General features: G+C 64.9%; 1 protein-coding gene. It reads left to right on the top strand.

Annotation, left to right across the window (positions count from 1 at the left end):
* Positions 1–723 (top strand): flagellar hook protein FlgE (locus ACSFA2_RS25470; RefSeq protein ID WP_435458118.1); only part of this gene is annotated, 723 nt, incomplete at its 5' end.
* Positions 724–817 lie beyond the last annotated feature (94 nt).

The following is an 817-nucleotide window of genomic DNA, read 5'->3' as shown; positions in this document are numbered from 1 at the left end:
ACGCCTTTCAACGCGGCCGACTCCGACACCTTCAACTACTCGAACGCCGTCGGTCCCATCTACGACTCGCTGGGCAACCCGCACGACGTGTCCGTGTACTTCGTGAAGAGCGCCACCCCCGCCAACACCTGGAGCGTGTACGGCACCTCCGACGGCGCAGCGCTCAACGCCGGTGCCGCGCTCACCACGCTGACCTTCGACTCCAGCGGCAAGATGACCGCGCCTGCCAACGGCCAGCTGAACATCGGCCCCATCACCTTCACCAACGGCGCCGCGGCGCTGAGCGCCACGGTCGACCTTTCGGGCACCACGCAGTTCGGCGCGGCCAATGCCATGAGCAAGCTCGCACAAGACGGCTACCGTTCGGGCGAACTCACCTCGTTCTCGATCAACGCCGACGGCACCATCACCGGCAAGTTCTCCAACGAACAGACCAAGCTGCTGGGCCAGATCGTGCTGTCGTCGTTCGCCAACCCGAACGGCCTGGAGCCCAAGGGCGACAACGTGTGGGCCGAAACGCAGGCCTCGGGCAACGCACTCACCGGCACCCCGGGCGAAGGCACCAAGCTCGGCGCGCTGCAGTCGGGCGCGCTCGAGTCGTCCAACGTCGACCTCACCTCCGAGCTGGTCAACCTGATCGTCGCGCAGCGCAACTACCAGGCCAATGCGCAGACCGTGAAGACGCAGGACCAGGTCATGCAGACGCTGATGAACATCCGCTGACGCGGCAACAGCAACGCAGAACGACTGACACCAGGAGCACCCAGTGGATCGAATGTTGTATGTCGCCATGAGCGGCGCCAAGCAGGTCATGGAA

It is taken from the genome of Variovorax cryoconiti, from assembly GCF_051216395.1.
Classification (GTDB): Bacteria; Pseudomonadota; Gammaproteobacteria; order Burkholderiales; family Burkholderiaceae_C; genus Variovorax.
The sequence above is the reverse complement of the archived record's forward strand: the minus strand, read 5'-3'. Positions and strand labels throughout refer to the sequence as shown.